This is a genomic window from Sphingomonas sp. RIT328 (assembly GCF_000632225.1).
GTDB lineage: Bacteria > Pseudomonadota > Alphaproteobacteria > Sphingomonadales > Sphingomonadaceae > Sphingomonas > Sphingomonas kyungheensis.
Genome location: NZ_JFYV01000023.1, coordinates 167,761 through 190,719, shown reverse-complemented (window position 1 = coordinate 190,719; position 22,959 = coordinate 167,761). Strand labels below are relative to the sequence as shown.

The following is a 22,959-nucleotide window of genomic DNA, read 5'->3' as shown; positions in this document are numbered from 1 at the left end:
ATCGATGGCTGAGCATCCGACCGGTATCCCGATCCAGCTCGAGCCGCTCGTCGTCCGCGTGCTCGCGCCGAATCCGTCGCCGTACACCTTCGGGGGCACGCAGACCTACATCGTCGGGCATGACGATCTGGCGGTGATCGATCCCGGCCCCGACGATCCCGCGCATATCGACACGCTGCTGCGTATCATCGCCGGCCGGCCGGTGCGCGCGATCGTCATCACCCATCATCATCGCGACCACAGCCCCGCCAGCCGCCCGCTCGCCGCCGCGACCGGGGCGCCGATCGTCGGCGCGGTGCCGCAGCACGTCACCGGCGACCATCCCGGGCTCGATGCGGCGTTCGACGCCGACTATGCGCCCGACCGCGTGCTCGCCGATGGCGAGGCCGTGCAGGGCGATGGGTGGACGCTCCGGGCGCTGGCGACGCCGGGCCATACCTCCAACCATCTCGCCTTCGTGCTGCCGGAGACGGGGGCGCTCTTTTCGGGCGATCACGTCATGGGCTGGGCGACGAGCGTGGTCTCGCCGCCCGACGGCGACATGGGCCAGTATATGGCGAGCCTCGAGCGGTTGCTCGGTCGCGACGAGCGCATCTATTATCCCGGCCACGGCGAGGCGGTCGAACAGCCGCAGCGGCTGGTGCGCGGCATGCTCGGCCATCGCAAGCAGCGCGAAGGGCAGATCCTGCGGCTGCTCGCCGCCGGGCCGCTGCCGCTCGCCGACATGACGGCGCGGATGTACGTCGGGCTCGATCCGCGATTAATACCCGCGGCGCAACGATCGGTGCTCGCACATCTCTATGATTTGAGAGGACGGGGCTTGGCAGACGAGGAGGGCGAGCAATGGCGGATCACGGGGTGAACGAGCCGGCGACGCCCGAACCGCCGCGCGGCTCGACCGGGTCGTTCCTCGGCAAGGCGGCGGGCGTGATCGTGCTGCTCGGCCTCGCCGTGCTGATCGGCCTGTGGGGCGTGCAGCGCTACGTCGAGCGCAAGCTGTCGCCCGATCCGACCACCGTCGCCAGCGCCAGCCTGCAAGGCCTGCGCGAACAGAACCGCCTGTCCGCCTTTGCCGCGCGATTCGTCGCGGTCAGCACCTCGCGCCAGTCGCAGCTCGGCCTGTCGACCGAGAAGACGCTGATCATGCCGGGGCTGGTGCGCTACGAGGTCGATCTCGGCAAGCTGACGCAGCGCGACGTCGCCTGGGATGCGGCGACGCGGACGCTGTCGGTGCGGCTGCCGCCGATCGAACTCGACGGGCCGCAGGTCGATCTCACCGCGATCCGCGAATATGGCAGCGGCGGCATCCTGTCGCGGCTGACCGATGCCGATACCGCGCTCGATGCCGCCAACCGCCGCGCCGGGCAGGCGGAGCTGGTCCGCCAGGCGCGCGACGCGACGCCGATGAAGCTCGCGCGCGATGCGACGCGCCGCGCGGTCGAGAACAGCTTCGTCATGCCGCTGCGCGCTGCCGGGATCGACGCCACCGTCAAGGTCAGCTTCGTCGACGATCCCACCGCATCGACCGAACGCTGGGACGAAAGCCGCTCGCTGGCGGAAGTGCTTGGCAACGCCCGTTGAGGGCGGGCGCGCAATCGCCTAACGGAGACGCTATGGACCTTCGCACCAGCTTCGCCGGGCTCGACCTGCGCGCCGAGATCGAGCGCCTCCGCAAGGAGCGCAACGCCGTGATCCTGGCGCATTATTACCAAAAGCCCGAGTTGCAGGACCTCGCCGATTTTGTCGGCGACAGCCTCGACCTCAGCCGCAAGGCGCAGGCGACCGACGCCGACGTCATCGCCTTCTGCGGCGTCCGCTTCATGGCGGAGACCGCCAAGATCCTCAGCCCCGACAAGATCGTCGTGCTGCCCGACATGGACGCCGGCTGTTCGCTCGAGGATAGCTGCCCGCCCGACCAGTTCGCCGCCTTCCGCGCCGCGCATCCCGATCATATCGCGTTGACCTACATCAACTGCTCGACCGAGGTGAAGGCGCTGAGCGACGTCATCGTCACCTCGTCCTCGGCGGAGGCGATCCTGGCGCAGCTGCCGCGCGACCAGAAGATCATCTTCGGGCCGGATCGCAACCTCGGCGGCTATCTCCAGCGCAAGACCGGGCGCGAGCTGCTGCTGTGGCCGGGCGTGTGCATCGTCCACGAGGCGTTCAGCGAGACCGAATTGCTCAAGCTCAAGGCCCAGCATCCCGGCGCGCCGGTCGCCGCGCATCCGGAATGTCCGGCGGTGATCCTCGACCATGCCGATTACGTCGGCTCGACGCGCGGCATCCTCGAATTCGCGCAGGCGATGCCGGGCGAGACGCTGATCGTCGCGACCGAGCCGCACATCATCCACCAGATGGAAAAGGCGATGCCGGCCAAGCGCTTCATCGGCGCGCCGGGGGCGGACGGCAACTGCAACTGCAATATCTGCCCGTATATGGCGCTCAACACGATGGAGAAGCTCTACGTCGCATTGCGGGACCTCACCCCCCGGATCGAGATCGAGGAAGGTCTGCGGCTGAAGGCGAAGACCAGCCTCGACGCGATGCTGGCGATGGCATCCGCGACGGTCGGGCAGGGCGATCTCGGCCCCGCGCCTGCTGCAGCGCTGCCGGTCACCGGCGACTGAGCTAGTGCGTCGGCGCGGCGACGGGGGCGATCAGATTGCGGGCTTCGTTGATATGGATGCCGACCAGGATCAGATCGAGCTCGTCCGCCTTCTGCAATGCGGCGGCCAGCAGGTGCTGCAACTCGTCCAGTGCCTCGCGATCGGTCATCGCCTGTTCCCCATGATCTGGCCGCGAATCCAGGACGATACGTCCACCGTGGCATTTGACAGGATCGTATACGCATGACCGGCTTTACTCTAGATGGTTTCGACCCGGATCGCTTCGTCACCGCGACGCTGGCCGAGGATCTCGGCACCGCCGGCGATATCACCGCGGCGGCGGTGATCCCGGCGGAGGCGCGCTTCACCGGCGTGATGGATACGCGCGACGAGATCGTCGTCGCCGGTCTCGGCCTTGCCGAGGCGTTCTTCCGTGCGCTCGACCCCGAGGCGCGGATCACGCCGCTGGTCGAGGACGGCGCGTGGGTGTCGGCACATAGCGAGCTGATGCGGATCGAGGGTCGCGCGCGCGCGCTGCTGACCGCGGAGCGGTCCGCGCTCAACACCATCCAGCATCTGTCGGGGATCGCGACGCTGACCCGTGCCTATGTCGATGCGATTGCGGGGACGGGCGCGGTGCTGCTCGACACGCGCAAGACCATTCCCGGCCTGCGCCGGCTGGAGAAATATGCGACGCGCTGCGGCGGTGCGCAGAACCACCGGCTCGGCCTGTGGGATGCGGCGATGATCAAGGACAATCACGTCGCGGTCGCGGGCGGCATCACGCCGGCGGTCGAGCGCGCGGTGGCGGCGGGGATCGACCGGATCATCGTCGAGGTCGACCGGATCGACCAGATCGAACCGGCGATCGACGCGGGCGCGACCCATCTGTTGCTCGACAACATGCCGCCGGCGATGCTGCGCGAGGCGGTGGCGCGGGTCGCCGGACGCGTGCCGACCGAAGCCTCGGGCGGCGTGCGGCTCGACACGGTGCGCGCGATCGCCGAGACGGGGGTGACCTATGTCTCGGTCGGGCGGCTCACCCAGTCGGCGCCGGCCGCGGATATCGGGCTCGACTTCACCACGGTGTGAGGGGTGGTCGAGGGCATTCCAGTCGATCGACCGCGACGTTTTCCTTTTGAGGCGCCCGCGACGAAGTTGATACTTTGCCAAGATATGCCAATTGCTCTGGATGACCAGTATTCCCGCGAAAGCGGGAATCCAGTGGCCCAGCAGAACAGCGGTACGCGGCAAAGAAACACTGGGCTCCCGCGTTCGCGGGAGCACTGGTATAGCTTGGCTACTGCACTACAAAGCGTCGGTTCTGTTCGGTAAGAAGCCATGAAGCTCGGCATGGTCTTTCGAGGCTGCGTCGAGCGTCAGGTCAATTGCGTCTCTTGGACTTCTCGAACACAGGGCCTGCTCCGGCAGGCCATCCCGCCAACTCCCTTGCACGCGGCGCGGCGGCGCGGCTAGGCTGGGGCGGTCTGACAAGGGGGACCTACCATGACCAAACCGCCATCGATCGCGCGGTTCGAGCAATTCTATTGGGCCTCGGTGATCCTCGGGCTGGTCAACGCCGGGCTCAACTGGAGCAAGTCGCAGGCGGTGCTCGCGGCCAATCCGATGCTCGCCAAGGCGACCTGGTTCCTGCCGGCCTCCCAGGTGCTGGGGCTGACGATCGCGGTGCTGATCTGGTATTTCGTCGCCCGCCGGCCGAGCGTCATCGCGAAATGGGTGCAGGTGGTGTTCGCCGCGCTGGGGGCATTCGGTCTGCTGTCGGCGCTCGCGCTGCTCGCCATGGGGCGGTCGGCGATGAGCGCCCAGATCGCGCTCGGTTTCGTCGCCAACATGCTCTACATCGCCGCCGCGGTGATGCTGTTCAAGTCGGACGCCCGGCTGTGGTTCGGCGAAGGGCTGGACGAAGACGACGATCTGGCGCTGCATCCGTGATCGTCCGTCTCGCCGCCGCCGCGCTGGTCGCGCTGTTGCCGGTCGCCGCCCAGGCGCAGGCCGATCGCTGCATCGCCCCGGGAGCGCTGCCGCGGCCGCGCCCCGATCTGCCAAGCGACAGCCAGCCGCGGCGCCTGCTGCCGATCGGCGGCTATACGCTCGCGATCACCTGGTCGCCGCAATATTGCCGCGACCATGGCGGCGACGGCGATGCCCGCTTCCAATGCCGCTCCGGGCAGCGGTTCGGCTTCACCCTGCATGGTCTGTGGCCCGACGGGGTCGGCAAGGACTGGCCGCAATATTGTCAGGCGACGCCGCTGCTGTCGCGCACGACAATCCGGCGGCATATCTGCGCGACGCCGTCGGCGCAGCTGATGCAGCACGAATGGTCGAAGCACGGCACCTGCATGGCGGGCTATGATCCGGAACGCTATTTCACGACGTCGAACCGGCTCTACGGCAAGTTGCGCTTCCCCGACTGGGCGGCGCTGTCCCGCGGGCCGGTGACGGCGGGGGCGGTCGCGGCGGCGATGGCGAAGCGCAATCCCGGCCTCGGCGCGGACATGATGCGCGTCACCGCGACGAAACAAGGCTGGCTCAACGAGATCTGGATCTGCCTCGACACGGCCTTCCGCTATCAGCGCTGCCCCGTGCACCAGGGCGGCCTGCCCGGCGCCGCGACGGTGAAGATCGCGCTCTAGGCCTTAGCCGATCACCGCCGTCGCCGGATGATGTTTGTCGAGGTGACGGCGGATGATCCGCAGGTTGCGCGTGTTCGAGCGGAAGAAGAAGTCGGGCACCGCACCGATGAAGGGGATCAGCCCCAGCGCCCAGTCGATCCCGACATTGCCGAACATCCGAGCCATCTGCAGCTTAGACATGTGCAGATTGCGCGCTTCGAATACCAGCCACGCGCCGACGACGGCGGCGATCGTCGGACCGGCGACGGGGACGAGATCGAGGATCACGTCGAGCCCGAGCTTGCGGTTGGTGCCGGGGATGGTGACCAGCCCCTCCATCACCCGCTCCATCGCCTCGAGGCGGACGCGCACCGCGGCGGGGTCGCGGCCGACGGGGAGCGATTCGAGCATTGAGCGGGCTTCGATCCGGGTGGGGCGGGTGACGGTCATAGACCTTAATTGGTGTCGTCGCGCAGCCGGTTCAACGGGTGCCAGGCGCGCGTATTGGCGCGCCACTGGCGCAGCCGCATCGCCACCGCCGACCAGCGTAGCGGCCGCGCGATCGGGATGAAGGCGGTATCGGTGGCGAGCGCCGCATCGGCGGCGGCGATCAGCCGCGCGCGTTCGGCGAGCGTCGGCGCGTCGCGCGCGGCGATCAGCGCGTCCTGGACGGGTTGGGCGCAGACGGCGCAGGCATTGGCGAGATACCAGCGAGCGCTGTCATAAGGCGCGACGAGGTCGAGCAGGCGCAGGTCGGCGTCATCGCTCGCGCCGACGCGCACCGGCGTGATGCCGGCGGTGCGCAGCGATACGGCGAGCTGCGCGAAGACCAGAGTCGCGCCGGGGCCGGCGGGCAGGGCGATCCGCAGGCTGACCGGTGCGCCATAGGCCGCGACCTGCTGGCGGAGCGCGGCGGCGCGCTGCTCGAGCGTGAGCAGCGACCAGCCGGGCAGCGCCGGTGGCGCGGCGGAATCGAGCATCTCGGGCAGGATGCGCTCGGCCGGCTCCCAATTGGCCATCACCGCGGCTGTGATCGCGGCGCGATCGATCGCACCGCTCAGGGCGGCGCGATGCGCCGGGTCGGCCAGGAAGCCGTCGCGATGGACGATCGACAGGCCGAACAGTCCGGCGGCGGGATCGATGCGGATATTGGCCGGGGCGATGCCGGCGAGACCGACGAGCGGCCAGTCGACGAAACTGCCGCCTGCGACATAATCCGATTCGCGGGCCGCGAAGCGGACGAGCGCGCGTGCCGCCCGCTCGCCGATCAGCCTTACGTCCTGTTCGGGGGCGAGCCGCTGCGGATCGTCGGGATCGGCGCGGCCGGGATCGGCGGCGGGGCGGAGCAGCGGACTGCGCGTGCCGCGCACGATGCGCATCGGCCCGGCACCGCCGACCGTACCGCTCCGCCACAGCGCGAGTTCGGGCTGGGCGAACAGCTTGAGCAGATCGGGGCGAGGACGCGCCAGCCGCACCTCGATCACCTGCGGCGTCATCGTCACGATCTCATCGACCGCGGTGAGGAACGGGGCGAGCGGATTGCGCGATCGGCGCGCCAGCTGGTGGCGGAGCTGGGCGACGACCTGATCCGCCTCGACCCGGCTGCCGTCGCTCCACCGCGCGTCCCGGAGGCGGAAGATATAGCTCATCCCCTCGTCGATCACGATCCAGCGTTCGGCGAGGCCGGGTTCGATCTGGCCGGCGGCATCATAGCGCACCAGCCCTTCGGCGGTGGCGTCGAGCAGCAGCCCGGTCGGCGTATCGAGCCGGACGCGGGCGGGATCGACCGGCCGCGGCGGCTGGCCGATCGCGCTGACGATCACCGGCCCCGAATCGGGGCGCTGGTTGCATCCGGCGAGCGGCGCCGCGGCGAGGCCGAGCGACACGAGGATGGTGCGGACGGCGGGACTCGAACCCGCACTCCAAAGGAAGCCGATTTTAAGTCGGAAGCGTCTACCGATTTCGCCACGTCCGCACACGCCGTCACGGGAAGCGCAATCGGCGGCGAGCGTCAACCCGCTACGATCATCCGCCGGCGTCGCGGCGGCGATCAGACGTTGAGCCGGGCCCGCATTTCCTTGCCGGGCTTGAAATAGGGAACGCGCTTGGCGTCGACCTCGACCGGGTCGCCGGTGCGCGGATTGCGGCCGATCCGGGCATCGCGTGCGCGGGTCGAGAAGGCACCGAAGCCCCGCAGTTCGACGCGGCCATTGCTGGCGAGGCGCCGGGCGATCTCGTCGAAGAAGGTCGTGACGATCGCGTCGACCTCCGCCCCCGACAGATCGGGATTCAACTCACATAGTCTATGAACAAGCTCAGACCGGATCATCGCAAACTCCCCCCCGGATCATGCAACGGGCGCTTGATAGAGATCAATGGAGCTGGCGTATAGGCCCGAAATGAACTTAAACCAAGAAAAAAGGGACTGGAATGGTCTGCACCACTCCAGTTCCAATTCCCTTACTTCTTGTCGGCGTCCGCCGAACGGGCCTTGAGCGCCTCGCCGAGGATGTTGCCGAGCGTCGCGCCCGAGTCGGACGAGCCGTACTGCGCAACCGCCTGCTTCTCTTCGGAGATCTGCATCGCCTTGATCGAGAAGGTCGGCTTCTTCGAACGATCGAAGCCGGTCACCATCGCGTCGAACTTCTGGCCGACCTGGAAACGCTCCGGACGCTGCTCGTCGCGGTCGCGACCCAGATCCGTGCGCTTGATGAAGCCGGTCGCGCCGTCGTCGCCCTGCTGCACTTCGAGGCCCGCGTCGCGGACTTCGAGCACGGTGACGGTGACGATCGCGTTCTTGTTGAGGCGATCGCCCGATGCCGCAATGCCGCCGGCCGAGGGGCCGCCACGCTCGAGCTGCTTCATGCCGAGGCTGATGCGCTCCTTCTCGGCGTCGATGTCGAGCACCACCGCCTGCACGGTCTCGCCCTTGCGGTGCAGGTTGAGGGCATCCTCACCCGACACGCCCCAGGCGATGTCCGACATGTGGACCATGCCGTCGACGTCGTTGTCGAGGCCGATGAACAGGCCGAACTCGGTCGCGTTCTTGACTTCGCCCTCGACGGTCGAACCGATCGGATGGGCGGCGGCGAACGCTTCCCACGGATTGTTCTGCGCCTGCTTGAGGCCGAGGCTGATGCGACGCTTGTCCTCGTCAACCTCGAGCACCACCACATCGACTTCCTGCGACGTGCTGACGATCTTGCCCGGATGGACGTTCTTCTTGGTCCAGGACATTTCCGAGACGTGGACGAGGCCTTCGATGCCCGCTTCCAGTTCGACGAACGCACCATATTCGGTGATGTTGGTGACGCGGCCCGACAGCTTGGCGCCGATCGGATACTTGGCGCTCGCGCCGTCCCACGGATCCGACTCGAGCTGCTTCATGCCGAGGCTGATGCGCTGCGTGTCCTTGTTGATGCGGATGATCTGCACCTTCACCGTGTCGCCGATCGCGATCATCTCGGACGGATGATTGACGCGCTTGTAGCTGAGGTCGGTGACGTGGAGCAGGCCGTCGATACCGCCGAGGTCGACGAACGCACCGTAGTCGGTGATGTTCTTGACGACGCCGTCGATGATCTGACCCTCGGCGAGGCTCTGGATCAGGCCCGAACGCTGCTCGGCGCGGGTCTCTTCCAGCACCGCGCGACGCGACACGACGATGTTGCCGCGCTTGCGGTCCATCTTGAGGATCTGGAACGGCTGCGGGATGTCCATCAGCGGCGTGACGTCACGCACCGGACGGATATCGACCTGCGAACCCGGCAGGAAGGCGACGGCGCCCGACAGGTCGACGGTGAAGCCGCCCTTGACGCGACCGAAGATCACGCCTTCGACGCGCGCGGTCTTGCTGAATTCCAGCTCCAGCTTGTCCCAGGCGGCTTCGCGGCGGGCGCGGTCGCGGCTGAGCATCGCTTCGCCATGCATGTTCTCGACGCGGTCGACATAGACTTCGACTTCGTCACCGACCTTGAGGTCGGCCTTCTGGCCCGGTGCGGCGAATTCGCGCAGCGGCACGCGGCCTTCGGACTTGAGGCCGACGTCGATGACGGCAAGATCGTTCTCGATCGCGGTGACGGTGCCGTGCACCACGCGACCCTCGAAACTGTCGGCACCGCCGAACATGTCATCGAGCATCGCCGCGAAATCGTCGCGGCTGGGAAGGGGCTGGGTAGCCATAAGGTTAGAGTGTCCTCGAGGTTTATCTGTTTCCGGCCAATCGGTTGGTTCCGATGGTCTTGGCTGAAAACGCCGCGCCGACCCCATGCCGATCGCGGCATCCGGTGGGCGTCGGCAGGCGGAGGCAGGCGATGCGCTGATGCGAAAAGGGCGCGAACGGGTCAGCCGGTCGCGCCTACCTCCACGAGCATCGGCTCGCAGGACGATATTCCCCTACGTCAAAAACCGCGTTTTGGCAAGCTCAGGCGGGGCTGGCGCCGCTGGCCGCATGCTCGCGCTGGCGGGCGAGCGCACCGCAGCGCGCCTCGACCAGCTGGATCGCGCGCGCGATGCTCGCCTCGATCGTCATCTGGCTGGTGTCGAGCAGCGCCGCATCCGCCGCCATGCTGAGCGGCGCGGAGGAGCGGGCGGTGTCGCGCGCGTCGCGGGCGCGGATGTCCATCTGTACCTTGACGAAGCTGACATCGAAGCCCTTGCCGAGCAATTCGCGATGGCGGCGCTGCGCGCGGACCTGCGTCGTCGCCTTGACGAACAATTTGGCGTCGGCATCGGGCGCGATCACCGTGCCGATGTCGCGACCGTCGAGCACCGCCCCGCCGGGCTGGCGCGCGAAGCGCTTCTGCCGCTGCAACAGCGAGGCGCGCACCAGCGGATGCGCCGAGACGATCGAGGCGAGCTGGCCGATATCGTCCGTGCGCAGCACCGGATCGTCGAGCAGCGCCTCGTCGAAGTCGCAGGCGGCGACCGCGTCGGCTTCCTTGGCGGGGTTGAGCTCCATCCGCTGCACGTTGCACGCCACCGCGCGGTAGAGCAGGCCGGTATCGAGATGCGGCAGGCCATAATGCTGGGCAAGCGCCCGGGCGATCGTGCCCTTGCCCGATGCCGCCGGACCGTCGACTGCGATGATCATGCTTCCTCCGACACGTCGTCCAATGTCTTATAGAAAGCCGGATAGCTGGTCGCCACCGGGGCTATGTCGTCGATGACGACCGGCCGTGTGGCATGCAGGCCGGCGACGGTCATGCTCATTGCGATACGGTGATCGAGCAGCGAGGCGACGCGCGCGCCACCGGGGATCGCCTCGCCGCCGGTGCCGGTGATCGCCAGCCCGTCCTCATATTCCTCGCACGCGACGCCGCAGGCGGTGAGCGCCGCTGCCATCGCCGCGATCCGGTCGGATTCCTTGACGCGCAATTCGTGCGCGCCGCGCGCCACGGTGCGTCCGGCCGCGAAGGCGGCGGCGACGAAGAGCACCGGATATTCGTCGATCATGCTCGGCGCCAGTTCGGGCGGCACCTCGATCGCGGTGAGCGGGGCGTGGCGGACGTGAAGGTCGGCGACCGGCTCGCCGCCGACCTCGCGCCGGTCCTGCTCGGTGATGTCCGCGCCCATCAGCCGCAGCGCCGCGATCAGCCCGGTGCGCGTGACGTTGAGCCCGACGTTGCGGACGACGAGGTCGGAGCCGGGGACGATCGACGCGGCGACCAGCCAGAAGGCGGCCGACGAGGGGTCGCCCGGCACGGTGATCGTCTGCGGCCGCAATTCGGCCTCGCCGTGGATCGCGATGATCCGTCCGGCGGGATCGTCCTCGATCGTCAGTTCGGCGCCGAAGCCGCGCAGCATCCGCTCGCTGTGATCGCGCGTCGCCACCGGCTCGACGACGCGGGTGATCCCCGGCGTGTTGAGTCCGGCGAGCAGCACCGCCGACTTGACCTGCGCGGAGGCGACGGGGAGCGTGTAGGTGATCGGCACCGCCGGGCTGATCCCGCGCAGCATCAGCGGCAGCCGACCGCCCGGGCTGGCGGTGAAGGCGGCGCCCATCTGCGACAGCGGCTCGATCACGCGCCCCATCGGCCGGGCGGACAGCGAGGCGTCGCCGGTGAAGGTCGCGGTGATCGGGTGGCTGGCGACGAGCCCCATCAGCAGCCGCGTCGAGGTGCCGCTATTGCCCATCTCGAGCGCGGTGGCGGGTTGCAGCAGGCCGCCGACGCCGACGCCGTTGACGCGCCAGGCGCCCGCGCCGGTCCGCTCGATATCCGCTCCCATCGCGCGCAGCGCCGCGGCGGTGGCGAGCACGTCCTCGCCCTCGAGCAGTCCGGTGATGCGGCTCTCGCCGACCGCGAGCGCGGAGAACATCAGCGCGCGGTGGCTGATCGACTTGTCGCCGGGCACCTGGAGGGAGCCGGTGAGGGGGCCACGCGGGGCCACGCTCAGTTCCTGGGGATCGGAATGCGCCATGGCCGGGGGCTTTGACAGCCACCTTGCGCTATGGCAAGGCGCGCACCACCTCACGGGCAAGGCCTTGCTTTGCCTGCGACACCCAATTCCGAAAGGCACGAACGGCATGATCAAGCCGGAATGGGGCACGAAGCGTACGTGCCCGAAATGCGCGACGCGCTTCTATGACCTCGAAAAGGACGATCCCGTCACCTGCATCAACTGCGGGACGACGTGGAACCCGGAGCCGATCCTCAAGTCCAAGCAGCCGCTGCCGTTCGAGCAGGCCAAGCCCGACACCAAGGAGGCCGATCGCGACCTCGAGGGCGAGGACGAGGATCTGGAAGCGCTGGGCGAAGAGGAAGAGCCCTCGGCCGACGATGAGGTCGATCTCGGCGGGGACGACGATCTCGGCGTCGAGGCGCCCAACGACGAAGACGAACATTGATCTGAAAAAAAGGCATGGCAGGCGATCATTCAGCGCTTGCCATGCCCCGGTGCCCCCGCTAGTGGGGCGCCTCCCGGAACGAATGGGGCCGTAGCTCAGCTGGGAGAGCGCTGCAATGGCATTGCAGAGGTCAGGGGTTCGATCCCCCTCGGCTCCACCATTCCGTTCCCGAGCGCCCCTGTGTCGCTCCCTCATCCCCAGCATCCGAGTGCGAAGGCCTTGTCCTCGCTCCTACCGCCGGGCTGTCATCCCTACCAATCTGAAGTAATTCCGCTTCGGGAATACTTGCATCATCGGCACATGTCGTTGCCGGTGTTCGGGTCAAAGACCTGTTAACCACTCTCATGCTTAAACGCTCGCGTCCGGTATCGATGCCGGTTCGGGAGACATTATGAAGATCATGCTTTTGGGGGCGGTCGCGGTCGCCGCGTCGGTCGCATCCTCCGCCTCGGCACAGACGGTCGATCCGCTGTTCACCGGCGCCCGGATCGAAGCGCGCGTCGGCTGGGACCGGCCGACGATTCGCGCCGGCGTGTCCGACGGCGTCGACAGCATCAACCGCACCGCCGGCAAGGACGGCGTCGTCTACGGCGGCGAGATCGGCTATGACTATGCGTTGAGCAACGTGCTGGTCGGCGGCTACTTCGGCTATGAGGGGTCGTCGGCGAAGGAATGCGGCGAGCTCTACGGTCAGGACCAGCTCTGCCTGCGCGCCGGGCGCAACTTCACCGCGGGTGCGCGGCTCGGGGTGCCGGTATCCGGGTCGTTCGCGCTCTACGCCAAGGGCGGCTATTCGAACGGCCGTGCCAAGCTCGACTATCGTGATGATACGCTGGTGCGCGCAGACGTGGACGAAGGCCGGAACTTCAACGGCTTTCACGTCGGCGGCGGCGTCGAGGGGACGCTCAGCGGCCGCGTCTACGGGCGGCTGGAATATGTCTACACCGGTTATGGCGAAAAGTCGGCGGTGAGCGACGGCCTGCGCGCGAGCATCGAGCCCCGGCGGCATCAGGTCGTCTACGGCATGGGTATCCGCTTCTGAGACGACGGGAGCCCGCGGATCGCGCGGGCTCCCGTCACCGGATCAATCGACCGGCTGCAGATTGACGGCCGAGGTCTTGCCGCGGCGGTCCTGCTCGAGGTCGTAGCTGATCCGCTGGTTCTGGTTCAGCGTCGCCATGCCGGCGCGCTCCACCGCGGTGATGTGGACGAAGGCGTCAGCGCCGCCCGTATCGGGGGCGACGAAGCCATAGCCCTTGTCGGCGTTGAAGAATTTGACGGTGCCGGTGATGCTGCTCATCGCAGATCCTTTCTACTTGCGGCGCGGCGGTACGATTACCGACGCGCCTGTCGCGCGCGAAGCAGGGAAGGAAGGAAGAGGGAGCCGCAAAGCACGCCGTAGACCGTCGATGTGCGACTCTAGCCTGACCTATATGGCGGACGCAGGGCGAAACGGCAAGGGGCAGGGCTTGCGCTGCGCTGCGGAAGCGGCCATCTTCTGGCTATCGGGCTGCTCCATCCGCGCATGGCCCGACTGAGAGATGATATGCGCTCCCGCTGCCCAAAGGGAGATCCGCATGTCACGCGCCATCAACGTCAATGCCGCCAAAGCCGATGTCGAAACCGCGTGCCGCAAGCATAAGGTGACGATCAGCGCGATCGAGACGCTCGCCTCGGGCGGCACGCGCGTCGTGCTGACCAACGCCGACGGCGCCGCGACGATGAACCGCGTGTTCGGCCGCAAGGTGCTGAACGGCGCGGTCGAGCGCACACCGCTGCGGCTGCGCACCGCCTGAGACGCGGCGCGCCGGGCGCGCACCGCGCGACACCGGCGTCAGCGCGCGCCGACGACCCGCCAGATCGTGTTGCCGACGTCGTCCGCGACGAGCAAAGCACCGCTGCGGTCGCCGATCACGCCCACCGGCCGCCCGCGTGCCTTACCGTTACCGTCGAGGAAGCCGCCGAGCACGTCGACCGGCTTGGCGCCCTCCGCCGGGAAGCCGCGCGCGGCGAACGGTACGAACACCACCTTGTAGCCCGACACCGGCTTGCGGTTCCACGAACCGTGCTCGCCGATGAAAGCCCCCTGCGCGAACCGCCCGCCGAGCCTGACCGAGTCGCTGAACGCGAGGCCGAGCGCGGCGACGTGCGGCCCGAGCGCATAGTCGGGGCGCTTCGAATATTGCTGGAGGTCCGGGCGCGCCGGCTCGACCCGGGTGTCCGGATAGCCGCCCCAATAGAACCACGGCCAGCCGAACTGGTCGCCCAGCTCGACCTGCGTCAGATAGTCGGGCGCAAGGTCGGAGCCGAGCATGTCGCGCTCGTTGACCACCGTCCACAACTGCTTGTTGAACGGGCTGATCGCCATGCCCTGTGGATTGCGCAGGCCGGAGGCGTAGATGCGGAAGGTCTTCTCCTTGGGATAGACCTCGAGGATGTTGGCGCGATATTTTTCGGCCTCGAGCCCGTTCTCGGCGATGTTCGATGACGAGCCGACGCCGACATAGAGCGTGCGGCCGTCGGGCGCGGCGATCAGCGTGCGCGCCCAATGGTTGCCGCCGCCGTTGAGTTTGACGATCAGCTCGGGCTTGGCGGTGATCTGCGTCGCGCCGTCGGTATAGGGAACGCGCACCACCGAATCGGTATTGGCGACGTAGAGCTGGCCGTCGAGCAGCGCCATGCCGGTCGGCGAGTTGAGCCCGGTCATGAAGACGTGGCGCTGTTCGGCGACGCCGTCGCCATCCGCGTCGCGCAGCAGCGTCAGGCGATTGGCCGACGGCACGCCGGCCCCGGCCTTGCCGAGCAGCAGCCCCATCACCCAAGCCTGGATGCCGCCGCCCTTGCGCGGCGGCGAATTCGTCTCGGCGACGAGCACGTCGCCATTGGGCAGCCGGTACAGCCAGCGCGGATGGTCGAGCCCCTTGGCGAAGGCCTTGACGGTCAGGCCGGCGGCGGGGGTGGGGGTCTCATTGCCCTGCCAGCCGACCACGTCGGCGACCTTGACCGTGGGCAGGGTCTGGACGCGCGCCTCGGTGATCTGCGGCCGCTTGCCGGTGACGCGGTTGAACGGCACCTGCGCCGTATCCGGCCAGGCAAGATAGACGACCACCGCCACTGCGATGACGAACAGAAGCGCGGCGAGGCGCAGGACGTGCTTGAGCATGAGCAGAGGATAGGGCGGCAGAGCGCGCGGCGGAAGGGGCGATATGGCGGTGTGCGGATGCGGACGCCCGGCGCGGGCTGCGTGCCGAGCTGAAACGGTTTCATGCGCGCCTGTGGGACGCGCGACCATTTCATCCCACGCCCATGTGCAGGCGGCAGCCTAGCGTTTCTTTGCACAAAAGCCGGTGCTCTGCCCGGCTACTGGACGGTCCATGCCGCATCACTCCGGCGGTGGCGCCCAAAGACGACGAACCCCCCGCGAAGGTCTGCACCTTCACGGAGGGCTCGTAGCCTTAGCCAAGCCGACGGCTCAGCCCGGCAGCAGGTCGTAGCGGTCGGCGTTCATCACCTTGGTCCAGGCCTGGACGAAGTGGCGGACGAACATCTCGCCCGCATCCGAAGCGGCATAGACTTCGGCGATCGCGCGCAGCTGCGAATTGGAGCCGAACACCAGATCGGTGCGCGACGCGGTCCACTTCTTCTCGTGGGTATGACGGTCGGTGCCGACGAATTCCTCGTCGCTCTCGTCGCTGATCTGCTTCCACGCGGTGCCCATGTCGAGCAGGTTGACGAAGAAGTCGTTGGTCAGCTGCCCCGGCCGGTCGGTGAACACCCCGTGCTGCTTCGCCTTGGCATGGTTGGCGCCGAGCACGCGCAACCCGCCGACCAGCACCGTCATCTCCGGCGCGCTGAGGCCGAGCAGCTGGGCGCGATCGACCATCAGCTCTTCGGTCGGCACGTTGAACTGGACCTGGAGATAGTTGCGGAAGCCGTCGGCACGCGGTTCAAGCACCGCAAAGCCCTCGGCGTCGGTCTGTTCGGCCGAGGCGTCGGTCCGGCCGGGCTTGAACGGCACCTCGATCGTCTGACCGGCCGCCTTGGCCGCCGCCTCGATGCCGACCGAGCCGCCGAGCACGATCAGGTCGGCGATCGACACCGTCTTCGCGCCGGCTGCATCGAAGTCCGCCTTGATCTGCTCGTAGGTGCCGAGCACCTTGGCGAGCTGTTCGGGCTGGTTGACCTCCCAATCCTTCTGCGGCGCAAGCCGGATGCGCGCGCCATTGGCGCCGCCGCGATGATCCGATCCGCGCCACGTCGACGCCGACGCCCAGGCGGTGGTGACCAGTTCCTCGATCGACAGACCAGAGTCGGCGATGCGCGCCTTGAGGTCGGCGATGTCGGCCGACTCGATCTGCGGATAGTCGGCGAGCGGGATCGGGTCCTGCCAGATCAGCTCTTCCTGCGGCACTTCGGGGCCGATCAGGCGGATCTTCGGCCCCATGTCGCGATGCGTCAGCTTGTACCAGGCGCGCGCCCAGGCGTCGGCGAAATAGGCGGGATCAGCACGGAATTTCTGGCAGATCGCGTTATACGCCGGGTCGACCTTGAGCGCCATGTCGGCGGTCGACATCATCGTCGGCACCTTCTTGCCCGGGGTATGCGCCGCCGGCGCGAGCGTGTCCTCGGGATTGCCGACCGGCTGCCACTGATGCGCGCCGGCGGGGCTCTTGGTCAGCTCATACTCATGGTCGAAGAGCATGTCGAAATAGCTCATGTCCCACGTCGTCGGCGTCGGCGTCCATGCGCCTTCGAGGCCGCTGGTGATCGTATGATCGCCCATGCCGCTCTCATGCGTCGACGCCCAGCCGAGACCCTGGCTGGCGATGTCCGACCCTTCCGGCTCCTTGCCGACGTGGCTCGGATCGCCCGCGCCGTGCGCCTTGCCGAAGGTATGGCCGCCGGCGGTGAGCGCCACCGTCTCCTCGTCGTTCATCCCCATGCGCGCGAAGGTCTCGCGCATGTCGCGCGCGGAACCCTTGGGCATCGGGCAGCCGCCCGGACCTTCCGGATTGACGTAGATGAGGCCGTGCTGGATCGCGGCGAGCGGGCTTTCGAGCGCCAGCCCGGCTTCCTCGTCGATACGGGTCTGGCCGAGCCATTCCTCCTCGGTGCCCCAATAGACGTCCTTCTCGGGTTCGAACACGTCCTCGCGCCCGCCGGAGAAGCCGAAGGTCGGGCCGCCCATCGATTCGATCGCGACGTTGCCGGCGAGGATGAACAGGTCAGCCCAAGACAGCTGGCGTCCGTATTTCTGCTTGATCGGCCACAGCAGGCGGCGCGCCTTGTCGAGATTGCCGTTGTCGGGCCACGAGTTGAGCGGCGCGAACCGCTGCTGGCCGGCCGACGAGCCGCCGCGGCCGTCGCCGGTGCGATAGGTGCCCGCCGAATGCCACGCCATGCGGATGAAGAACGGACCGTAATGGCCATAGTCCGCCGGCCACCACGGCTGGCTGTCGGTCATCAGCGCGGTCAGGTCCGCCTTGAGCTGATCATAGTCGAGGCTGAGGAATTCGGAGCGGTAATCGAAATCGTCGCCCATCGGATTGCCGCTGACGCCCTTCTGGTGAAGGATGTCGATCGACAGGGCTTCCGGCCACCAATCCTTGGCGGTGTGGCCGAGCAGACGGCGCTTCGCCGCAGGCTGGCGGCGGGGATCGTTGATCGGACTGCCTTCGGTGATCGCGTCCATGTGCATCTCTCCTCGATCGGGTTCGCAGGCGCGGCCGATTTGTCGAGCCACACCGGTATGATGCCATTGCTACCGGAACGAGACAGATCACGAAAACGCGAATATGCGAAGGCGGTGATCGGTTGGGGCGATCAATGGTCCGGAGTCGCGCCTAAGGTCGCGCTTACCTTGACCTCACCCGATCGCCGGCTTCGCCGCCTCTTCCCTTTCCCGCCGGGAGTATTGGATCGATCGTGCCGGGGGGCATGATCGATCCGATACTGGAAGAGGCGCGCCGCGCCGCTGGGTGAGGGCAGGGCGGAACGCCGGTGCGGCGCGGCTCTTGTCAGTCCTCGTCGCTCTCCCGCGCCGCCGGCGGGTGGAGGCGCAGCCGGTGGATGCGGCGTTCGTCGGCGTCGAGCACCTCGAGCTTCCAGCCGCTCGGATGGTCGACGCATTCGCCGACCTTGGGGACATGGCCGGCGAGCACCGCGGCGAGCCCGCCGAGCGTATCGACGTCATGATCGGTCTCGGCCAGGCGCGGATCGATCTGCATGCCTGCATCCTCCAGTTCGGCGCGGGCATCGGCGTCCCACGCGCCGCCGTCGATCCGCACGAGCAGCGCCTCGGGCGCCTCGTCATGCTCGTCCTCGATCTCGCCGACGATCTCCTCGATCAGATCCTCGATCGTGACGAGGCCCTCGGTGCCCGAATATTCGTCGAGCACCACGGCGAGATGGACGTGGCTCGCGCGCATGTCGGCGAGCAGGTCGAGCGCACCGCGCGACATCGGCACGTAGAGCGGTTCGCGGATCAGCCCGCTGATGTCGGCGGGATGCTCCGCGCCGGTGGCGAGGATCGCGAACACGTCCTTGATATGGACCATGCCGATGATCGTATCGAGTTCGCCGCGATAGACCGGCAGGCGGCTGTGCCCCGCCTCGGCGAAGATCTGCACGAGGTGCGCGAAGGTGGTGCCTTCCTCGACCGCGATGATGTCGGCGCGCGGTACGCCGACGTCGCCGGCATCGCGTTCGCCGAAGTGGAGCAGATTGCGGACCATCTGCCGCTCGAGCGGCGTGAGGTCGCCCTTGGCATCGGGGGCGGGATCGTCCTCGTGCCGGTCGATCGCTTCCTCGAGCTGTTCGCGAAGCGATTCTTCGTGCGCGCCACCGAAGATCAAGGTCTTCAGTCCGCGCCAGATGGTCGATTCGCTGGAGTCGCCGTTGCCGGCGCTACTTCGGTCGTCTGCCATGGCGGCCGTGTCAGTCCTCTCGTATCAGATAGGGGTCGGCGATGCCGAGCGTGGCGAGCGCCTGTCGCTCGATCTCTTCCATCGCCTCGGCTTCCCCGTCCCCCATATGGTCATAGCCTAGCAGATGCAGCGTGCCGTGCACCAGCAGGTGCGTGGCATGTTCGGCGACGCCGACCTGCTTGTCCTGCGCCTCGGCGGTGCAGACGCCATGGGCGAGGACGATGTCGCCGAGTAGCAGTTCGCCGTCGTCGCTGTTCTGGCTGACCGTATCGATCAGGTCGGGCTGGACCATCGGGAAGGAGAGGACGTTGGTCGGCTTGTCCTTCTGCCGATATTGCGCGTTGAGCGTGCGCACCTCGTCGTCACCGGTCAGGCGGACGCTGATCTCGACCAGCGCCGGCGTGGTGAGCAGATCGCCATGCGGCGTATGCTCGATCGCCGCCCGCACCGCGCGGGTCGCGAGCGCCTCCCAGTCGGTATCGGCGGGCCAGGGGTCTTCGCGGGTGAGTTCGATGTGGATCATGCGAGGTCCGTGCGGGAGAAATCATTGCCCTTGTAGAGCAGGCGTGCGTCATGCGCCTTGGCGCAAGCATAGGCGAAACAATCGCCCATGTTGAGCCGGGCGGGGTGGCGGCCCTTGCCGTAGCGACGATGCGCCTCGAGGGCCAAGTCCGCCTCCGCAGCGCCAATCGGCACCACGGCAACATGACGGGATGCGATGAAGTTCGCGACGTCTGCGCGCGCGAAATCCATCATGATGCCGCGTCCCGAGCTGAGGGCGATCGTGCTTTCCCAGATCGCCATCGCCGACGTCAGTCTGCGGTCAGCCTGATCCACACGATCCGCGAGTGCCTCGAACCCTTCTTCGAGAGCGAGCATCGAAACCATCGCGGAGGCGTCGATGAAGATCGTCACTCCGACCATGGATCGACGACGTCCTCTTCATCGGACAACGAATCGTAGAACGCCTTATCGATCTTCATCGCCTCGCGGTCGGGCAGAGGGTGCTGCGCGCGATATTGCCGCAACCAGTCGACGGTCCTGACAGTCACGGCACCGCCGTTCGGCGCTTCGGAAATCTCCGCAGTTTCGAGGGACGTCAGCCCTCGCCTGACTGCCTCGGTCTTGGTTGTGCCGAGCTGTGCTGCGACCTTGCCGGCAAGGGCAGCCGTTTCAGGATCTTTGATGAATAGCGAGGCCATCGATCGACTCCGGGATATCCTTCTATATGCCAAGGATATCCCGGCCGATCAATTGCCCGGTCCCTCATACGCCTCGACGATCCGCCCGACGATCGGATGGCGGACGACGTCGGCGGCGGTGAAGCGCGTCATCGAAATGCCCTCGACCCCCTCCAGCCGCATCGTCGCGTCGGCGAGGCCCGACGAGCCGACGCCGCCGGGCAGATCGGTCTGGTTGGGATCGCCGCATATCACCATGCGGCTGTTCTGGCCGAAGCGGGTGAGGAACATCTTCATCTGCGCCGGCGTGGTGTTCTGCGCCTCGTCGAGGATGACGAAGGCGTCGGCCAGCGTGCGCCCGCGCATGAAGGCGATCGGCGCGATCTCGATCTCGCCGCTGGCGATGCGGCGCTCGACCTGCTCGGCCGGCAGGCAATCGTGCAGCGCATCATAGAGCGGGCGCAGATAGGGGTCGACCTTCTCCTTCATGTCGCCGGGCAGGAAGCCGAGCTTCTCGCCCGCCTCGACCGCGGGACGCGACAGGATGAGGCGCTGGACGCTGCCGGTGATGAGCTGCGACACCGCCTGCGCGACCGCGATATAGGTCTTGCCGGTGCCGGCCGGCCCGAGTGCGAAGATCATGTCGTTGGTCGACAATTCGCGCATGTAATGCGCCTGCGCCGGGGTGCGCGGCACGATCGTCTTCTTGCGCGTGCGGATCATCACCGACGGGATCGCGCCGCGTTCGGCGCTGACGATGCCGTCGAGCGTCGGTTCGGACGCCATGGCGATCGAGGCGTCGACCAGCCCGGAGTCGATCTCCTCGCCGCGCTGCAGCCGGTGATAGAGGTCCTGCAGCACGTCGCGCGCGACCGCGACGTGATCGGCGCTGCCTTCGAGCCCGACGCGATTGCCGCGGGCAGTGATGTAGACGCCGAGCCGGTTTTCGAGCGCGACGAGATTCTGGTCATATTGCCCGAACAGAGTGGCGAGCAACTGGGGCTTGTCGAACAACACCTCGGCCCGGCTGCGTTCACCGGAGCGGGCGGGGACGGGCTTACGACTCATGCGGTCCTTTCATGCCGTGATGGCATGACCGGAATGTGGGATGCGCGCCGGCGAAAGGGAAGCGGCAAAACCCGCTTTTGCGCGTCGCTGTCGCGTCGGGGATGTTAGGGCCGGGCAGGGAGCGCAGCGTGACGTGCGCATGCGGCTGGCCGTCGGGTGAGATGGCGGCTGGCGAAGATGGATTCACGCGAAGTCGCGAAGACGTGAAGAGGATGCGCCTGCAGCGGACGTGGTCCTCTTTTTCCCATGGTGCATGGCATGGGCTGCGCCCGCGGCCGGCGGCACATCTCTGCGGCGCTGCGCGCCGAGATCAGGCCGCGGCGCGCATCCGTTCGGCGCCGGCGAGCGAGACGGGACCGGCGGACAGCAGATCGACCGTCACCATGTCGCCGATCGCCGCATCGGTCATGACATGGACCGATTGCAGCCACGGCGACTTGCCGAGCATCTGCCCGGGCAGCTTGCCGCGGCGTTCGATCAGCACGTCGCAGCGGCGACCGACGCTCGCCTGGTTGAACGCCTGCTGATCGCGGCCGAGCGCCGCCTGCAGCCGTTGCAGGCGGTCGTCCATCACCGTCGCATCGACCGCGCCTGCCATGTCGGCGGCGGGTGTGCCGGGGCGCGGGCTGTATTTGAACGAATAGGCCTGCGCATAGCCGACCGCGTCGACCAGCCGCAGCGTCTCGGCGAACTCCGCCTCCGTCTCGCCGGGGAAGCCGACGATGAAGTCGCCCGACAGCGCGATATCGGGGCGGACGGCACGGACCCGGTCGAGCAGGCGCAGGTAGGAATCAGTGTCGTGGCTGCGGTTCATCGCCTTGAGCACGCGGTTGCTGCCCGCCTGCACCGGCAGGTGGAGGAAGGGCATCAGGCTTTCGACGTCGCCGTGCGCGTCGATCAGCCCCTGCCGCATGTCGTTGGGGTGGCTGGTGGTGTAGCGGAGGCGCGCGAGGCCGGGGATGCGGTCGAGCACGCGGATCAGGTCGTGCAGGCCGCGACCGTCGTCGTCCCAGGCGTTGACGTTCTGGCCGAGCAGCGTGATCTCGCGCGCGCCGGCATCGACCAGCGCCTTCGCCTCGTCGACGATCGCGGCGAACGGCCGGCTGACCTCCGCGCCGCGGGTATAGGGGACGACGCAATAGGTGCAGAATTTGTCGCAGCCTTCCTGCACGGTGAGGAAGGCGGACGGTGCGACGCGACGGCGGGCCGGAAGCGCGCCGAACTTCGACAGCAACGGCATGTCGGTGTCGAGCGCCGGCGCGCCCGCGGCGGCGCGGGCGACCAAAGCGGGCAGGTTGTGATAGGCCTGCGGACCGACGACGACGTCGACCTTGGCGCGCGCGACGATCTCCTCGCCCTCGGCCTGCGCGACGCAGCCGGCGACGGCGATCATCGGCGCCGGCCGCGCCTCGATCCGGGCGTTCTTGCGCAGCCGGCCGATGTCGGAATAGACCTTTTCGGTGGCGCGGTCGCGGATGTGACAGGTGTTGAGCACGACGAGATCGGCGGCGTCGGGATCGTCGGTCGCGGTCATGCCGTCGGCGGCCATCAGCTCCGCCATGCGCTCGCCGTCATAGACGTTCATCTGGCAGCCGAACGACTTGACGTGGAAGGTCTTGGGTTTGTCGGCGGAAGTCATGGCAGGGCGCATACAGGATGCGGCGGCCGCTCGCCAGCCGCCGTGACCGCTCCCGCGTC

The 22,959-nt window shown here is 67.7% G+C and carries 25 protein-coding genes and 2 tRNA genes; 10 read left to right on the top strand and 17 right to left on the bottom strand.

Translation table 11 applies throughout. The features are described from left to right. The first annotated feature begins 4 nt into the window (after positions 1-4). Genes BW41_RS11815 through nadA form a run of 3 tightly spaced genes read left to right on the top strand, consistent with a single transcriptional unit; the run spans position 5 to position 2,627 of the window. Positions 5-862, top strand: coding sequence for an MBL fold metallo-hydrolase (locus BW41_RS11815; protein ID WP_037534634.1), 858 nt, complete (start codon positions 5-7; stop codon positions 860-862). Next, positions 844-1,581, top strand: coding sequence for a DUF4230 domain-containing protein (locus tag BW41_RS11810; RefSeq protein ID WP_037534632.1), 738 nt, complete (start codon positions 844-846; stop codon positions 1,579-1,581). The genes BW41_RS11815 and BW41_RS11810 overlap by 19 nt, the downstream gene beginning before the upstream one ends. A gap of 32 nt (positions 1,582-1,613) precedes the next feature. Beyond that, the gene (nadA, locus tag BW41_RS11805; RefSeq protein WP_037534630.1) at positions 1,614-2,627 is read left to right on the top strand and encodes a quinolinate synthase NadA; all 1,014 of its coding nucleotides are present in this window, start codon (positions 1,614-1,616) and stop codon (positions 2,625-2,627) included. Between the two features lies 1 nt (position 2,628). Here nadA and BW41_RS21590 read toward each other — a convergent pair whose 3' ends face one another. After that, positions 2,629-2,775 carry a hypothetical protein gene (locus BW41_RS21590; protein ID WP_200870411.1) on the bottom strand — a complete coding sequence of 49 codons (147 nt, stop codon included), beginning with the start codon at positions 2,773-2,775 and terminating at the stop codon, positions 2,629-2,631. Between the two features lie 74 nt (positions 2,776-2,849). Between BW41_RS21590 and nadC the strand changes: the two genes are divergently transcribed. From nadC to BW41_RS11790, 3 genes are all read left to right on the top strand, one after another. Next, complete coding sequence (nadC, locus tag BW41_RS11800; protein WP_037534628.1) at positions 2,850-3,698, top strand: carboxylating nicotinate-nucleotide diphosphorylase; 849 nt, start codon at positions 2,850-2,852, stop codon at positions 3,696-3,698. A 414-nt stretch (positions 3,699-4,112) separates the two neighbouring features. After that, positions 4,113-4,559: a hypothetical protein gene (locus tag BW41_RS11795; RefSeq protein WP_037534626.1), complete on the top strand. Its 447-nt coding sequence runs from the start codon at positions 4,113-4,115 to the stop codon at positions 4,557-4,559. Continuing rightward, entirely contained in the window at positions 4,556-5,260 is a 705-nt protein-coding gene (locus BW41_RS11790) for a ribonuclease T2 family protein (protein WP_037534625.1), read from the top strand. Before BW41_RS11795 ends, BW41_RS11790 begins: the two co-directional genes overlap by 4 nt. A 3-nt stretch (positions 5,261-5,263) precedes the next feature. Here the strand turns inward: BW41_RS11790 and BW41_RS11785 are convergent, their stop codons facing one another. The 7 genes from BW41_RS11785 to aroA form a co-directional block, all read right to left on the bottom strand. Continuing rightward, on the bottom strand, positions 5,264-5,650 hold the full coding sequence (locus BW41_RS11785) for a DUF4112 domain-containing protein (protein ID WP_235199742.1): 387 nt from the start codon (positions 5,648-5,650) through the stop codon (positions 5,264-5,266). A 44-nt stretch (positions 5,651-5,694) separates the two neighbouring features. Then, entirely contained in the window at positions 5,695-7,125 is a 1,431-nt protein-coding gene (locus BW41_RS11780; protein WP_152542282.1) for an ABC transporter substrate-binding protein, read from the bottom strand. 5 nt (positions 7,126-7,130) lie between these two features. After that, positions 7,131-7,214, bottom strand: a tRNA-Leu gene (locus BW41_RS11775). A gap of 75 nt (positions 7,215-7,289) precedes the next feature. After that, positions 7,290-7,568, bottom strand: a complete 279-nt coding sequence (locus BW41_RS11770) for an integration host factor subunit beta (RefSeq protein WP_037534623.1) — start codon at positions 7,566-7,568, stop codon at positions 7,290-7,292. Positions 7,569-7,699: 131 nt separating this feature from the next. Next, entirely contained in the window at positions 7,700-9,421 is a 1,722-nt protein-coding gene (gene rpsA, locus BW41_RS11765; RefSeq protein ID WP_037534621.1) for a 30S ribosomal protein S1, read from the bottom strand. A 241-nt stretch (positions 9,422-9,662) separates the two neighbouring features. Beyond that, complete coding sequence (cmk, locus tag BW41_RS11760) at positions 9,663-10,331, bottom strand: (d)CMP kinase (protein ID WP_051583457.1); 669 nt, start codon at positions 10,329-10,331, stop codon at positions 9,663-9,665. Further along, positions 10,328-11,659: a 3-phosphoshikimate 1-carboxyvinyltransferase gene (gene aroA / locus BW41_RS11755; protein WP_037534619.1), complete on the bottom strand. Its 1,332-nt coding sequence runs from the start codon at positions 11,657-11,659 to the stop codon at positions 10,328-10,330. Before aroA ends, cmk begins: the two co-directional genes overlap by 4 nt. A 106-nt stretch (positions 11,660-11,765) precedes the next feature. Between aroA and BW41_RS11750 the strand changes: the two genes are divergently transcribed. The 3 genes from BW41_RS11750 to BW41_RS11740 all read left to right on the top strand — a co-directional run bounded on the left by BW41_RS11750 (position 11,766) and on the right by BW41_RS11740 (position 13,128). Further along, a complete protein-coding gene (locus BW41_RS11750) occupies positions 11,766-12,086 on the top strand; it encodes a TIGR02300 family protein (protein ID WP_037534617.1) in 321 nt (106 codons plus the stop codon). A gap of 84 nt (positions 12,087-12,170) precedes the next feature. Then, positions 12,171-12,246 (top strand) — tRNA-Ala (locus BW41_RS11745). Between the two features lie 231 nt (positions 12,247-12,477). Beyond that, positions 12,478-13,128, top strand: coding sequence for an outer membrane protein (locus BW41_RS11740; RefSeq protein WP_051583456.1), 651 nt, complete (start codon positions 12,478-12,480; stop codon positions 13,126-13,128). Between the two features lie 42 nt (positions 13,129-13,170). On the opposite strand, the gene BW41_RS11735 is transcribed toward BW41_RS11740, so the two are convergent. After that, positions 13,171-13,386 carry a cold-shock protein gene (locus BW41_RS11735; protein ID WP_037534615.1) on the bottom strand — a complete coding sequence of 72 codons (216 nt, stop codon included), beginning with the start codon at positions 13,384-13,386 and terminating at the stop codon, positions 13,171-13,173. Positions 13,387-13,663: 277 nt separating this feature from the next. Between BW41_RS11735 and BW41_RS11730 the strand changes: the two genes are divergently transcribed. Next, positions 13,664-13,882 carry a hypothetical protein gene (locus tag BW41_RS11730; protein ID WP_037534613.1) on the top strand — a complete coding sequence of 73 codons (219 nt, stop codon included), beginning with the start codon at positions 13,664-13,666 and terminating at the stop codon, positions 13,880-13,882. A 38-nt stretch (positions 13,883-13,920) separates the two neighbouring features. On the opposite strand, the gene BW41_RS11725 is transcribed toward BW41_RS11730, so the two are convergent. From BW41_RS11725 to miaB, 8 genes are all read right to left on the bottom strand, one after another. Further along, positions 13,921-15,249: a PQQ-dependent sugar dehydrogenase gene (locus BW41_RS11725; RefSeq protein WP_037534611.1), complete on the bottom strand. Its 1,329-nt coding sequence runs from the start codon at positions 15,247-15,249 to the stop codon at positions 13,921-13,923. Between the two features lie 309 nt (positions 15,250-15,558). Further along, positions 15,559-17,778, bottom strand: coding sequence for a catalase/peroxidase HPI (gene katG, locus BW41_RS11720; RefSeq protein ID WP_037534608.1), 2,220 nt, complete (start codon positions 17,776-17,778; stop codon positions 15,559-15,561). 325 nt (positions 17,779-18,103) lie between these two features. Further along, positions 18,104-19,012: a hemolysin family protein gene (locus BW41_RS11715; protein ID WP_037534606.1), complete on the bottom strand. Its 909-nt coding sequence runs from the start codon at positions 19,010-19,012 to the stop codon at positions 18,104-18,106. A 10-nt stretch (positions 19,013-19,022) separates the two neighbouring features. Next, positions 19,023-19,535, bottom strand: a complete 513-nt coding sequence (gene ybeY, locus BW41_RS11710; protein ID WP_037534603.1) for an rRNA maturation RNase YbeY — start codon at positions 19,533-19,535, stop codon at positions 19,023-19,025. Continuing rightward, positions 19,532-19,936 (bottom strand): type II toxin-antitoxin system VapC family toxin, encoded by a 405-nt coding sequence (locus BW41_RS11705; RefSeq protein ID WP_327195595.1) that lies wholly within the window; start codon positions 19,934-19,936, stop codon positions 19,532-19,534. The genes ybeY and BW41_RS11705 overlap by 4 nt, the downstream gene beginning before the upstream one ends. Next, positions 19,924-20,214 carry a type II toxin-antitoxin system VapB family antitoxin gene (locus tag BW41_RS11700; RefSeq protein WP_037534601.1) on the bottom strand — a complete coding sequence of 97 codons (291 nt, stop codon included), beginning with the start codon at positions 20,212-20,214 and terminating at the stop codon, positions 19,924-19,926. Before BW41_RS11700 ends, BW41_RS11705 begins: the two co-directional genes overlap by 13 nt. 48 nt (positions 20,215-20,262) lie before the next feature. Beyond that, on the bottom strand, positions 20,263-21,261 hold the full coding sequence (locus tag BW41_RS11695; RefSeq protein ID WP_037534599.1) for a PhoH family protein: 999 nt from the start codon (positions 21,259-21,261) through the stop codon (positions 20,263-20,265). Between the two features lie 310 nt (positions 21,262-21,571). Further along, the gene (miaB, locus tag BW41_RS11690) at positions 21,572-22,900 is read right to left on the bottom strand and encodes a tRNA (N6-isopentenyl adenosine(37)-C2)-methylthiotransferase MiaB (protein WP_081793057.1); all 1,329 of its coding nucleotides are present in this window, start codon (positions 22,898-22,900) and stop codon (positions 21,572-21,574) included. Between the last annotated feature and the right edge of the window lie 59 nt (positions 22,901-22,959).